This is a genomic window from Streptococcus parasanguinis (assembly GCF_001073155.1).
Classification (GTDB): domain Bacteria; phylum Bacillota; class Bacilli; order Lactobacillales; family Streptococcaceae; genus Streptococcus; species Streptococcus parasanguinis_D.
This window is the reverse complement of the sequence record NZ_JVEE01000032.1, coordinates 38,418-51,610: the sequence shown is the minus strand read 5'-3', so window position 1 is coordinate 51,610 and position 13,193 is coordinate 38,418. Positions and strand designations below refer to the sequence as shown.

Below are 13,193 nucleotides of genomic sequence, written 5' to 3'. Positions count from 1 at the left end.
GAAATGCAACCTATTTTACCGTACAATAGGAGGAGTTAAAATAAGGAAGAGGAGAAAAAATGAAAAAAACATTATTCGCGCTCTTAACAGGGCTTTTCATTTGCCTAGGCATCACACAGGTTGCTCATGCAGATGACTATTTACGAATCGGAATGGAAGCGGCCTACGCTCCTTTCAACTGGACCCAGGAAGATGATTCAAATGGAGCCGTGAAGATTGATGGTACCAACCAATATGCCAATGGGTACGATGTCCAAATCGCCAAAAAAGTTGCTGAGGATTTAGGTAAAAAACCTTTGATCGTGAAAACATCTTGGAACGGTTTAATTCCAGCACTCACATCTGGTAAAATTGATATGATTATCGCCGGGATGAGTCCCACTGCTGAACGTAAAAAAGAGGTCGCCTTCTCTAATAGCTACTATACCAGCGAGCCGGTCATGCTGGTCCGCAGAGACGGAAACTATGCGAATGCTACTAGTCTAGATGACTTTAAAGATGCAAAGGTTACCTCTCAACAAGGGGTCTACCTCTACTCGCTCATTTCTCAACTCAAAGGGGCAAAACAAGAAACCGCCATGGGAGACTTTGCTCAAATGCGTCAAGCGCTTGAATCCGGCGTCATCGATGCTTATGTTTCCGAACGACCAGAAGCCCTAACCGCTGAGTCCGCTAATTCAAAATTTAAGATGATCCAATTCAAAAAAGGATTTGAAGTTGGAGAAGAAGATGCGACCATCGCTATCGGGATGAAGAAGGGTGATACTAGACTTGACCAAGTCAATGCCGCACTAGCTAAGATTTCGTCTGAAGACCAAGTCAAACTCATGGATGATATGATTAAGAAGCAACCAGCTTCCAGTGATGCTAGTGATGATAAGCAGACATTCTTTAGCCAAATGATGAAGATTTTAAAGGATAATGGCCCACAGTTCTTACGGGGAACTGGAATGACCCTCTTAATCTCTATGACTGGAACTATCGCTGGGTTGATTATCGGTTTGTTAATCGGTGTCTTCCGAACAGCTCCGAAGGCTAAAAATAAATTCCTTGCTGGATGTCAAACTGCCTTTGGTTGGTTCCTCAATGTCTACATTGAAATCTTCCGTGGAACTCCGATGATCGTTCAATCCATGGTCATTTTCTATGGTTCCGCTCAAGCCTTCAACATTTCCTTGGATCGTACCTGGGCCGCCATCTTTATCGTATCAATCAATACCGGAGCTTATATGAGTGAGATTGTTCGTGGTGGGATCTTAGCAGTGGATCCAGGTCAGTTTGAAGCAGCGACTGCTCTAGGAATGACCCATGGACAAACCATGCGCAAGGTCGTCCTTCCACAGGTTGTTCGCAATATCTTGCCAGCAACAGGGAATGAATTTGTTATTAACATCAAGGATACATCTGTTTTAAATGTTATCTCTGTAGTTGAACTGTACTTTACAGGAAATACGGTCGCAACTCAAAACTACCAATACTTCCCAACCTTTACGATCATCGCTGTGATTTACTTCGTTCTCACCTTTACCATCACACGAATTCTTCGCTACATCGAACGTCGCTTAGATTCTGATACTTATACTACAGGTGCCAATCAAATGCAAGTCAATGAGGTGAAATAATGGCAGAAAAAATTCTTGAAATCCAACATTTAAAAAAATCTTATGGTCAAAATGAGGTTTTGAAAGATATTTCCCTTACGGTTGAAAAAGGAGAGGTGATCTCCATCATCGGGAGCTCTGGTAGCGGAAAATCAACCTTCCTTCGCTCCATCAATCTTCTAGAAACTCCTACAGCTGGAGAGATTCTCTATCGTGGACAAAATGTTCTTGATCCTGAGTATGATCTTACCCACTACCGCGAGAAATTAGGAATGGTGTTCCAAAGCTTTAATCTCTTTGAAAATTTAAATGTCTTAGAAAATACGATCGTTGCACAAACGACCGTCCTCAAGCGTGATCGTGAAACCGCAGAAAAAGTTGCCAAAGAAAATCTTGAAAAAGTCGGTATGGGATCTCAATATTGGGCTGCTCGTCCGAAACAACTTTCAGGAGGCCAAAAACAACGGGTTGCTATCGCGCGTGCCCTTTCCATGGATCCTGATGCTATCCTCTTTGATGAACCAACTTCCGCCCTGGATCCTGAAATGGTTGGGGAAGTTTTGAAGATCATGCAGGACCTCGCTAAAGAAGGTTTGACCATGATCGTCGTAACCCACGAAATGGAATTTGCCCGCGATGTCTCTAGCCGTGTCATCTTCATGGACAAGGGGGTCATTGCTGAGCAGGGAGATCCAAAAGAAATCTTTAGTAATCCCAAAGAAGAACGGACCAAGGAATTCCTTCAACGCTTCTTACACTAATCTCTTAAAACAGTTTGCTTACCAGTATGGAAGCAAGCTGTTTTTTGTACCTCCTCTTCTTTTAAGGCATAGAAAAAAACCAGAGAGGAAACTCTCTGGTTTTCAATTGGAACAACAAATTAATCTTCGAATTTTTGATGATTTTTGTCATAAAAATCAATCAATCCGAGTGCAGTTTCAAACGAGATGTTTTTCACTTTTGCACGTCCTTGAGCCAAGGCAATGATAGACATTTCACGGGCATTTGTTTCTTTACTGATACGATATCCCGTAATTTTCTTATCGCGTACCCATCCAACAACTGATTCTACTTTTTCAAAGTTCGATTTAGCCATGATCTTTCTCCTATATTATTATTTCCAATACTAATATAAATTGTTTTGCACATTTTGTCAACTAAAATCGCTGAAAATACGAACCTTTTTTAAAAAATGAGAAAAAGTTTACTTTGCTTTCAGGGCTGATAATATTTGTGTACGAATGTTTTCGACGCCATCTGGGTTAGCTGGTAGGAAAATCGTATTATTCCCTTCCTTATCTGCAAAATTATTTAAGGTATCTAAGTACTGATTGGTTAACAGAATAGACATGATTTGCTCTTCGGTCAAGTCTACATTGGCTCCTTTTAACTCTTTAATAGAGTCTGCCAATCCATCGACAATAGCCTTCCGTTGCTCGGCAATACCGACCCCGTGCAAGCGGTCTTTTTCCGCCTCAGCTTCGGCAGCAGTAACGATCTTGATCTTGTCTGCTTCTGCCAATTCCTGAGCTGCCACGCGTTTTCTTTGCGCCGCATTGATCTCGTTCATGGATTGTTTCACTTCGGCATCTGGCTCAACTTTAGTGATCAGGGTTTTTACAATAATATATCCATAAGTTGACATTTCTTCTGCCACTTGTTTTTGAACTTCAAGGGCGATTTCATCTTTTTTCTCAAATAATTCATCCAAGGTCAACTTGGGAACAGAAGAACGCAAAGCATCTTCAATGTATGATTTAATCTGTGATTCTGGACGCATCAACTTGTAGTAGGCATCCTTTACGTTGCTTTCGTTCACTCGGTATTGCGTCGCCACATTCATGGTAACGAATACGTTATCCTGAGTTTTTGTTTCAACCACGATCTCACTCTGCAAGACGCGCAATTGAACTCGTGCTGCAATTTTATCGATACCAAAAGGCGCTCGCATATGAATGCCACTATCGCTAATTTTTTGATAACGTCCGAAGCGCTCGATGATGGCAACGGATTGTTGCTTGACCACATATAGTGAGCTAATCACAATTAATCCTGCAACCAGTAGCAAGAATAAAACAAAGATAATAAATCCAGGCATAAAAAGTTCCTCCTTTTAATTTACGCATATCATATCACAAGTGTTGATAAAAAAGCAATATATTCCTTAAAAATATATTGCTTAAATGGTCGATTGTTTCTGTATGATACTCAGACGAGCATATTATAGAGTGTTTCATTGCCGTTCAAGTTAATGAAAGACGGATCAAAACGCTCGATACGGTTGACCAAGCCTGCATAGTCATGTTTATTGGCTAAAGCAACCCCAATCAAGACAGGGCCTGTTCCCTTACTAGCGCGCTTGATGTATTCAAAACGTGTGATATCATCATTTGGCCCTAAGATATCATTTACAAACTCGCGAAGGGCTCCTGGACGTTGTGGGAAGTTTACGATAAAGTAGTGTTTCACTCCATCGTAGATCAAGGCACGTTCTTCCATTTCAGGCATGCGGTTAATATCATTATTCCCACCTGAGATAATACAACAGATCGTTTTTCCCTTGATGTATTCGCGCAAGATCTCTAGAGATGCCACACTAGCAGCTCCCGCTGGTTCAGCTACGATCCCCTGCTTAGAATAAAGATCAATCAAAGTCTCTGAAATCAAACCTTCATCGACCCCAACCAGAGTTTCCACATGCTGGCGGGTTACTTCATAGGTTAATTGTCCTACTTTTTGCACGGCAATCCCATCTGCAAATTTATCAATTTCTGGTAATTTGACTGGGCCCCCTGCTTCAAAAGCAGCCTTCATGGAGCGCGCCCCTTCGGCCTCTACCCCAATAACCTCAATCCTAGGCTCTGTTTCTTTGATATAGGTTGAGACACCTGAAATGAGGCCTCCTCCACCAACAGGAACGAGGACTGCATCAAAAGCAATCGATTCTTTTCGAGCTTCCTCAAGGATTTCATAGGCTACTGTCCCTTGACCTGCCTGTACATGTGGATCGTCAAATGGGTCAATAAAGGTTCGTTTTTCTGCAAGCGTAAATTCTTGTGCTGCCTTAGCTGAAGCATCGAAAGTATCCCCGACCAACTTGATCGTTACATAGTCCCCACCAAAGAAGCGGACTTGTCCAATCTTTTGTTGCGGTGTTGTAATCGGCATGAAGATAGTCGCAGGAATCTTCATTTCATTACAAGTATAGGCAACCCCTTGGGCATGGTTTCCCGCTGAAGCACAGACAACCCCACGCTCACGCTCCTCTTTTGATAGTTGAGAAATTGCAAAATACGCTCCACGAATCTTGAAAGAACGAACGCGTTGGGCGTTTTCTTTTTTCAAATAAATTTTTGCCCCATATTTTTCTGATAAATAGTGGTCATATTCAAGGGGCGTATTAACAACGACCCCTCTTAATATTTTATGGGCCTTAGTCACATCTTTTGCTGTTATCATTTCATACCTCTGTTGCTGTGTTTTGATGAAAAAAGCAAGCCAGGGTGTCCCAACTTGCTTAGTCTTCTACAGACAATTAGTTGTAGATTTTGAAGGCGTCATCGTCGTTTTGACCAACGAATGGCATTGCTTTACGCAATTCAGCACCAACTTTTTCAATTTCAAGTTCTTCAGCTTGTTTGCGGAAGGCTTTCAAACGTGGGAAACCAGCATCGTGGTCTTCAACGAATTCACGTGCAAATTTACCTGATTGGATATCAGCAAGGGCAGCTTTCATGTTTTCTTTTACTTCTGGACCGATAACACGAGGACCAGTTACAAAATCACCAAATTCTGCAGTATTTGAACATGATTGACGCATTTTCTTGAAGCCACCTTCGTAGATCAAGTCAACGATCAATTTCATTTCATGAAGGACTTCGAAGTAAGCCAATTCAGGTGCATAACCAGCTTCTGTCAAAACTTCAAATCCAGCTTCGATCAAGCTTGTCAAACCACCCATAAGAACAGCTTGTTCACCAAACAAATCTTCTTCTGTTTCTTCTTTGAAGGTTGTTGAAAGGAGACCAACACGTGCTGAACCAACACCTTTTGCCCAGTCCATTGCGATGTCTTTCGCGTTACCAGTAGCATCTTGGTAGACAGCGTAAAGTGCTGGTACACCAAATCCTTCAGTGTAAGTACGACGTACCAAGTGACCTGGTCCTTTTGGTGCAACCATGAAGACATCTACGTCTTCAGGAGCTTTGATGTAACCAAAGTGGATATTGAAACCATGGGCAAAACCAAGAGCTTTACCAGCGCTCAAGTTTGGAGCGATTTCATCTTTGTAGATATCTTTTTGGATTTCGTCTGGTGCCAAGATCATGATGATATCAGCCAATTTAGTTGCTTCTGCAACTGGGTAAGCTTCAAATCCATCTTCTTTTGCTTTATCGAATGATTTACCAGGACGCACACCGATGATGACATCGTGACCTGAATCACGCAAGTTTTGTGCGTGAGCATGACCTTGTGAACCATAACCGATTACGGCGATTTTTTTACCATCAAGTGCTGGTACTTTAACGTCTTTTTCGTATTCCATTTGAACTGCCATAAGTAAAATCTCTTTTCTATTTTATTATTTGCCTTTTTAAGGCGGGGTTAACAATGTTAAGGCGAGAATTAATCTCGAGTAAATCCGGTTGCACCGGTGCGGGCGATGTTTTTAATCCCATAAGGTCGAATAACACGAATGAGGGCTTCGCTCTTTTCTGCATTTCCCGTCATTTGAACGGTGATAGAGCTAGGAGCTACATCGACCACAGTCGCACGGAAAGGTTGAATAATGGCCAAGATTTCCGCCCGCTTCTCAGCAGGTGCAGAAACTTTCACCAGAATCACTTCGCGCTCCAAGTGTGGTTTATCTGTGATATCACGAATGCGAATCACATCAATCTGGCGGTTGAGCTGTTTGATGATTTGCTCTACTTCATCGTGCGAAGCAACATCAATGATAATGGTAATCCGCGATACATTAGGGTTTTCAGTTGCGCCAACAGAGATACTTTCGATATTGACTTGACGTCTCGACAAGACTCCAGTAAAGCGGTTCAGAACACCTGAGCGGTTTTGAAGTTTGGCTGTTAACATTCTACGCATTAAACTTCACCCCCAACATCTCATGATTACTCTTACCAGCTGGTACCATCGGTAAGACATGCTCTTTCCGAGAAATGTCTACTTCGATGAACATTGGTACATCTTCTGTGATGACTTCCAAATCCTTCTCTAGGGTTTCAGGATTATCAAATTTATAATTCTTGATCCCGTAAGCTTGCGCCATCAATTGGAAATCCGGAAGACTATCAAAGACTGACTCTGACGTCCGACCATCATAGAAGGCTTCTTGCCATTGACGGACCATTCCAAGCGAGTGGTTGTTGAGCATAACGACCTTGATCGGAACCTTATAAATATTTAAGATCGCCAATTCTTGGTTGGTCATTTGGAAACCACCATCTCCGACAAAGAGAACAACTTCTTTATCTGGATTGGCAATTTTCGCTCCGATAGCTGCAGGAACACCAAATCCCATCGTTCCTAGACCACCAGATGTTACCAATTGGCGCTCATTTTGGTAAGGATAGTATTGAGCTGCCCACATTTGGTGTTGTCCAACGTCTGTGACGACAATAGCGTCCCCCTTGGTCAACTCTCCAATGCGTTCAATCACAGCTTGTGGTTGCACAACCCGTTCCTTCTTATCGTAAGAACGAACCCGGTTCTTATCTTGGGTCACCTTTTCGATCCACTTTTCAGTGTTGTTATGAACCGTTGGCTCTGCTAGCAACTGTTGCAAGGCTTTCTTTGCATCGCCAACCACAGGAATGTCGATAGCAATGATCTTCCCAATCTCTGCAGGATCAATGTCGATATGGGCAACCTTAGCATTTTTAGCGAAAGTCTTTGGATTCCCTGTCAAACGGTCGTCAAATCGACAACCAACACTGATCATGAAATCCGTCTCTGTCATAGCGATATTGGCCGCGAAGGATCCATGCATTCCTCCCATCCCTAGGAAAAGAGGATGACTGGTTGCAATCGTTCCTTGACCTAACAGACTGGTCACTACTGGAATCTGATAGCTCTCTGCTAGAGCAATCAACTCTTTTGCGGCTCCAGCGTAACTCACTCCACCACCAGCAAGAAGAACTGGTTTTTTAGCCTTACTCAATTGCTTCAAAATCTTTTTGATCTGCAATTCATTGGGTTCAATAGTAGGCTGGTAGCTTGGAAGCTTCACACTTGGTTCATAGATAAAATCTGTCTCTAAAGCAGACACATCCTTTGGAAGGTCAATTACCACCGGACCAGGGCGTCCAGTCGTCGCAATATGGACAGCTTCGGTGATAATTCGCGGAATATCTGCCGTCTCACGTACTTGATAGTTGTACTTGGTGATGGGCATGGTAATTCCCACAATATCTGCTTCTTGGAAGGCGTCTTTCCCGATCCCAGCACGATTGACTTGACCAGTGAAGACTAATAGGGGAACGCTATCGCTCATGGCATCTGCAATCCCTGTAATGGCATTTGTAGCCCCCGGTCCACTAGTGACGACTGCGACACCCAGCTTTCCAGTTGATTTAGCGTAGCCTTCAGCCTCATGCAAGCATCCTTGTTCATGACGACCCAAGATATGCTGGATACCCTCAAAGCTATAGATGGCATCGTATAAAGGCAAAACCGCTCCACCAGGATAACCAAAAATCGTGTCAATACCCAAATCACGCAGGGTTTCAAGAACGAGCTCTGAACCGGTTTTTGCAGTTTCTAAGGTAATTTTCTCCATGTCTCTCCTTTCCAGTACTTTGTATATCAAATTAGCATGCTACTATCATACCATTTTTAGAAAATATTTCAAGGAAAAATAGTAAATTTTCTGAATTTTCTATCCAAATCCGAATAAGAAGAGTTTCTCTAGAATTGCTATGTCTATCACAAAAAAGAGGCTGGGACAAAAGTCCTAGCCTCTTTTTTGTTTTTGGATTGTCGAGCAAGACGCAGTGGTTGAGTGGGCTCTACTACGCTGATTTCATCAGCTTTTACAKYCCTACTCAACTGTGCGGAGGTGGGACGACGAAATCGAATTCTAACGAATTACCGATTTCTGTCCCACTCTCTTTTCTTCCTTATAACCAACCCTTTTCTTGGGCAATTTTTGCTGCCTCGGTCCGGTTTTCCGCATCCAACTTGGTCAGAATGGCTGACATATAATTGCGGATGGTCCCGTTTGAGAGGAATAAGCGATCAGCAATTTCTTGGTTAGAAGCCCCTTTTGCGACTTCTTTTAAAACTGCCTTTTCTTGAGGGCTCAGAGGATTGGGATGGGTCAAGATCCCTTCCATTAATTCAGGCGAATATTCTTTTTGCCCTGCTAAAACTGCATGAAGAGTGGCCATCAAATCCGTAATGCGGCGTTCTTTTAAGACATAGGCATCGACTCCAGCCTTGAGGGCCCGCTCAAAATAGCCCGGTCGCTTAAAGGTGGTAACGATGACGACCTTGAGCTGGGGTTGTTGACTTTTAGCCCATTCCAACACTTCTAACCCTGTTTTGATGGGCATTTCGATATCTAAAATCGCAATATCGGCTGGATGTGTTTCGAGTAAACGAATGGCCTCTTGTCCATCGCCAGCCTGCAAGACATCTTCCACATCCTCTTGCAGGAGCAAGAGCTGGCAGAGAGCATCGCGCAACATACTTTGGTCTTCAGCAACTAATAAGCGCATCTTATTTCCTTTCTTGATAGGGGATCCGTATTTCTATCCTGGTCGGCTTGTGTTGATGACTGATCTCCAGCTCTCCTCCCAACAAGGCAATCCGTTCGCGAATCGAGTGCAGGTCTTTATCGGAGACTGTGGCAAAGCCGATGCCATTGTCTTCTGCGACCATTTCCACTCCTGTCTCGGTAGAGCGATAAAAGAGAAGGGCCTGTGTCGCTTTGGCATGTTTGATCATATTGGTGGCTAATTCCAGAGACACCATGGCTAGAGCAGATTCTAGGATCGGCGAGATGCTGGCTGTATCAAGCTCGTTCTGAATCTCCACTTTGATTTGAGCTACTTCCAGCATTTGCTTGACGGTTTCTAGCTCTCTTGCCAGGGTTCGCTGCTTCAAATTCTCCACAATCTCACGGACTTGGTGCATGGACTCTTGACTGATGGCTTGAATCTCTTGCACCTGCTCCTGGGCCTTCTCAACCTGACCCAATGCCAAGAATTGATCAGCTAGGTCCGCCTTGACACTGAGCATGGCAAAGGTGTGTCCTAGACTGTCATGCAGATCACGGCCAATCCGATGGCGCTCGTTTTCTGCCAGCAAGAGATTGATCTGGGCGTTTTGCTTGGCATGGTCAACTTTCAACTCTTCCATCATCTCCATCCGAACCATACTAAAGGTCATAACCGCGATAAACAAAGAGACGATCAGGACAAAAAGCCAATCATTTTCTCTCATCTCCCTATTAAATAATAGAGCTCCAAAAAGGATCAGTAGTGATCCAACAGCCGTCCAAAGAAAGGGCGAGCGAAAATCGCGAATCCCAAAACGATAGATCAAAATATTGCTCACATAATAGTAAAACCAACAAAAGCTAGTTCCAACAAAAAAGGTATTTCCTGCAATATACAGCAGAAGATAAATCCAAAAAAGCCAGGTCAGTTTCTTATTTTCAGTAATGAGGATACCTAGATAGCTTATCATAAAGAAGATGGCTAAAAAGAAATGCCACCAGGGAATCTGCCCTAAGAAAATAGAAGCAAAGGGAAAGGCCATAAAGATTAAGCCTACGTAAAACATATGGTGAATATGTTTGAGTTTTTCAATCATGAACGAACCTCAGAATGACGACGATAAACGATAACAAGGGCAAACAAGACCAGGGTAAACAAGGTTAAATAGACACTCGCAAAGACATTGACCTGTCCCTTGTTTAAAAAGGTCTTAATCAGTTCCATCAATTGATAGGTTGGAAGGCATTTGCCAATGGCTTGCATCCATTCTGGAAAGAGACTAATCGGCATCCATAGTCCACCCATGACAGCCAGCCCCATGTAAAGGAGATTGCCCACAACAGACATCAATTGACTGGAAGGAAGCAGGGTCAAAACCAGACCGAGAGCCACAAACGCTAGACTTCCTAGGATGAGAATAAAGGCTGCTAAGACCCAATCCTGTAGGGGCATATTCACATGCCGCACCACATGGCCCACGGTAAAGACAACTCCAATCGATAGGAGAAAATCGACAAAGAGACCCACAACCTTTATTAGATAATATTCTACCATAGATACGGGGGTATGGCGCAAGACTTTTTGCCAATTATTGAGTCGATCGGTTTCAAGAACGGTTGGAAAAGAAAAGATAGCCGTAGACATCATAGAAAATGCCGTCATAGAAAGGAGATAATCCCTCATAAAGTGAGCAGGTGCTCCTGGTGTTTCCTGGTACATCCCTGAAAAGAAGAGATAAAAGGCCGTGGGCATCCCAATTGATAACAAGTAATAAATAGCTTGGCGACTGGTCAAATGCCACTCAACCACGCCGAGAGCTTTCATGCGTTTCATCTTCTCTACCTACTTCCTTTGTATTTTCAAAAATAGAATCCAATAAACTTCGATTGGTTACTTCGATTTCTTGGATCGAACATCCTTCTTCTTGTAATCGACTCCACAAACGATTAGCATCCCGTGTCACAACCTGAAGGGCATCGGGTTTAGCGACCACTTCACCAATGTCTTCCATTTCTGCCACTAGAGCTTGGTAGCGCAAGGGCAGGGTGAAATGTTTTTCTACCTCTTCGCTTCTCATAGCGAGAGGTGTCGTATCCCGAAGCAAATGCCCCTGATGCAAGACCAAAATTCGATCTGCCGTGTGCTCTACTTCCTCGATGTAATGCGAAGAATAGACAATGGTCACACCTTCTTCCTTTAAATGCCCAACAATCTCCCAGAAGCGTTGGCGAGTGGAAGTATCCATTCCCGCAGTCGGCTCATCTAAGAAAAGTAAGCTAGGACGACCAATCAAGGTTAGAACAAAGGATAAGAGGCGCTTTTGACCACCAGACAACTTACTAGCCAATTGTTTCTTTTGTTCTGAGCTAAAACGTAATAAATCATCAATTTCTTCCCCTGTTAAGGGGTGGGGATAAATAGAGCGAAAGAAGTTGATCAGTTCCTGCACGGTTAACTTTTGAACGATGGCATTCTCTTGAGGGAGATAGGACACACTAGCCTTTAACTGAGGATGACCAGGCGCCTTCCCCTCTACTTCAATAATCCCAGAAGTCGCCTTCATATCTCCCAGAAGACAGTTCATCAAGGTTGTTTTCCCAGCTCCGTTTGGCCCGATCAAGGACAGACAATCCCCCCGTTCAACTGCAAAAGAAAGATCTTCTAAAATGACTTTTCCTTTGATACTTTTTTTCAAGTTCTCTACTCTAATGACGCTCATGATACTCTCCTTTCAACCAGGCTTAAACGGCCGGAATGATGGCAAAAACAACCAGGGTTACTCCCGTTGTTTTCATTGCTCCATCTCCTTTTTAACCGCCTTGATCATTTTCAATCCTTCTTGAACCGCCCAGCTCATGATGCCAATCCCAGCAAATAATTCCCAAGGAAAATGGTAATAGAGACTATCATCCTTTGAAAAGATCAAATAGACGACCATCCCCACCACTGTTAACGTAAACACTTTATAGAACCATTGTTTCATTTTTCCTTACCTCTTACTTTCTGACTATATTATAGCGAAAGAAAATAACAGCCACTAGATAATTTTGTCACTCGCTCACATGACAAAAGTCACTAAAAAAAGCCAAGTGACTTCACTCGACTTTTTCTATTCTTCTTACTGACCTTCTTCTTTCATGCCATGCAGTTTCAAGGCCTTGACCAAGGCATCTGCCTTCATGTTTTTCAAATCATTGAGACCAGCATCTTTGAAGTAAGAAATTTCTTCTAGAGACTTGGCATCAATTTGGTTGAGGTCAATCACACTGGTTGAGAGCAATTTCTTTTCTGGTGTGACTGTGTATTCCAAACTAAAACCGGGAACGGTTTTTAGCTTCTTATAGTCTTCATTTTGCTCCAGCAAAGCTTGAATGGCTGCCGTGAGCTCTTCAGGTGACTTCTCTGCTGCGATAGTTCTAAGTTGTTGGGGCAGATCAGCTGTCACTTCGATACGAAGGTTTTCAACCTTATCTCCCTTAGATTTGATGATATCCCGGTGTTTTGTTCCATTGATATCTCCTACTAAGGTTGTGGTTTTTTCTTCATTTTTTACTTCTTTTTTAACAGAGGAACTGCTAGATGAGCTAGCGGTTGTAGTTTTCTTTGTTTGGGATTGCGAACAACCAGTCAATACCAAAATGGCTAGCCCAAGGGTTACAAAAAATTTCTTCATTTTTATAACTCTCCTTTCACATACTGATACCAGTATAACATATCGCGTCTTTCTTGTCTAAAAACTCCACTGCTCAAACCATTTCCCCCTCTTTTCAAGCTCTTCCATTTGAATAAAAATCTGATGAATGTGAGACTTTTTGCAGAAACCCCTTTTTCTCACGAATAAAGCTTCCGTGTA

Annotated in this window: 14 protein-coding genes; 2 read left to right on the top strand and 12 right to left on the bottom strand. The window is 42.9% G+C overall.

The window, feature by feature from the left end:
- Positions 1–59: 59 nt before the first annotated feature.
- Together ADH92_RS05380 and ADH92_RS05375 are read left to right on the top strand one after the other, a co-directional pair.
- Positions 60–1,622, top strand: coding sequence for an ABC transporter substrate-binding protein/permease (locus tag ADH92_RS05380; protein WP_049497670.1), 1,563 nt, complete (start codon positions 60–62; stop codon positions 1,620–1,622).
- On the top strand, positions 1,622–2,362 hold the full coding sequence (locus ADH92_RS05375; protein WP_003010256.1) for an amino acid ABC transporter ATP-binding protein: 741 nt from the start codon (positions 1,622–1,624) through the stop codon (positions 2,360–2,362). Before ADH92_RS05380 ends, ADH92_RS05375 begins: the two co-directional genes overlap by 1 nt.
- A gap of 119 nt (positions 2,363–2,481) precedes the next feature.
- On the opposite strand, the gene ADH92_RS05370 is transcribed toward ADH92_RS05375, so the two are convergent.
- The 12 genes from ADH92_RS05370 to ADH92_RS05315 form a co-directional block, all read right to left on the bottom strand.
- A complete protein-coding gene (locus ADH92_RS05370) occupies positions 2,482–2,697 on the bottom strand; it encodes a capsule biosynthesis transcriptional regulator (RefSeq protein ID WP_003004771.1) in 216 nt (71 codons plus the stop codon).
- Between the two features lie 108 nt (positions 2,698–2,805).
- On the bottom strand, positions 2,806–3,699 hold the full coding sequence (locus ADH92_RS05365; RefSeq protein ID WP_049490463.1) for an SPFH domain-containing protein: 894 nt from the start codon (positions 3,697–3,699) through the stop codon (positions 2,806–2,808).
- 110 nt (positions 3,700–3,809) lie between these two features.
- Positions 3,810–5,060 carry a threonine ammonia-lyase IlvA gene (gene ilvA, locus ADH92_RS05360; protein WP_049497667.1) on the bottom strand — a complete coding sequence of 417 codons (1,251 nt, stop codon included), beginning with the start codon at positions 5,058–5,060 and terminating at the stop codon, positions 3,810–3,812.
- A 76-nt stretch (positions 5,061–5,136) separates the two neighbouring features.
- A complete protein-coding gene (gene ilvC, locus ADH92_RS05355; RefSeq protein ID WP_003004157.1) occupies positions 5,137–6,159 on the bottom strand; it encodes a ketol-acid reductoisomerase in 1,023 nt (340 codons plus the stop codon).
- A gap of 68 nt (positions 6,160–6,227) precedes the next feature.
- Positions 6,228–6,704: an acetolactate synthase small subunit gene (gene ilvN / locus ADH92_RS05350; RefSeq protein WP_023919316.1), complete on the bottom strand. Its 477-nt coding sequence runs from the start codon at positions 6,702–6,704 to the stop codon at positions 6,228–6,230.
- The gene (locus ADH92_RS05345; RefSeq protein WP_049497666.1) at positions 6,697–8,397 is read right to left on the bottom strand and encodes an acetolactate synthase large subunit; all 1,701 of its coding nucleotides are present in this window, start codon (positions 8,395–8,397) and stop codon (positions 6,697–6,699) included. The genes ilvN and ADH92_RS05345 overlap by 8 nt, the downstream gene beginning before the upstream one ends.
- 340 nt (positions 8,398–8,737) lie before the next feature.
- Positions 8,738–9,337, bottom strand: coding sequence for a response regulator transcription factor (locus ADH92_RS05340; RefSeq protein WP_049483533.1), 600 nt, complete (start codon positions 9,335–9,337; stop codon positions 8,738–8,740).
- A gap of 1 nt (position 9,338) precedes the next feature.
- Positions 9,339–10,436, bottom strand: coding sequence for a sensor histidine kinase (locus ADH92_RS05335; protein ID WP_049475098.1), 1,098 nt, complete (start codon positions 10,434–10,436; stop codon positions 9,339–9,341).
- Positions 10,433–11,173, bottom strand: coding sequence for an ABC transporter permease (locus tag ADH92_RS05330; protein ID WP_049483531.1), 741 nt, complete (start codon positions 11,171–11,173; stop codon positions 10,433–10,435). The genes ADH92_RS05335 and ADH92_RS05330 overlap by 4 nt, the downstream gene beginning before the upstream one ends.
- Entirely contained in the window at positions 11,142–12,059 is a 918-nt protein-coding gene (locus ADH92_RS05325; RefSeq protein ID WP_049497664.1) for an ABC transporter ATP-binding protein, read from the bottom strand. The genes ADH92_RS05330 and ADH92_RS05325 overlap by 32 nt, the downstream gene beginning before the upstream one ends.
- 72 nt (positions 12,060–12,131) lie before the next feature.
- Complete coding sequence (locus tag ADH92_RS05320; RefSeq protein ID WP_014712940.1) at positions 12,132–12,323, bottom strand: hypothetical protein; 192 nt, start codon at positions 12,321–12,323, stop codon at positions 12,132–12,134.
- Between the two features lie 135 nt (positions 12,324–12,458).
- The gene (locus ADH92_RS05315; RefSeq protein ID WP_049497663.1) at positions 12,459–13,013 is read right to left on the bottom strand and encodes an SP0191 family lipoprotein; all 555 of its coding nucleotides are present in this window, start codon (positions 13,011–13,013) and stop codon (positions 12,459–12,461) included.
- Positions 13,014–13,193 lie beyond the last annotated feature (180 nt).